Genomic DNA, 277 nt, shown 5'->3' on the forward strand with positions numbered 1-277 from the left:
CTGCGCGTAGGCCGACCCGGTGACCGACACCAGCCGGCCCAGCCGGTCGAACGCGGAGGTGGTGACCGCGCCGGCCTCGTCCACCTCGTGCGTCCGGCGACCGGCGCTGTCGTAGCCGTACTTCAGCGTGGGCCGGGTCCGCTCGGCCTCGGCCCCGTACTCCTCGGCCTTGACCTCGGGCGCCTTCACCTCGACCAGCCGGCCCGCCGCGTCGTACCGGTAGTGCGTGGTGAAGCCGGCCGCGTCGGCGCCGGCGGCATTGCCACGCGGATCGGTC

Annotated in this window: 1 protein-coding gene; it reads right to left on the minus strand. The window is 75.1% G+C overall.

Features of this window, described 5'->3' with window-relative positions; genetic code table 11:
* A partial coding sequence (locus tag IO39_RS43605; protein ID WP_043637880.1) for an RHS repeat domain-containing protein occupies positions 1-277 on the minus strand: 277 nt, incomplete at both ends.

This window comes from Nonomuraea candida (genome assembly GCF_000725485.1).
Taxonomy (GTDB): domain Bacteria; phylum Actinomycetota; class Actinomycetes; order Streptosporangiales; family Streptosporangiaceae; genus Nonomuraea; species Nonomuraea candida.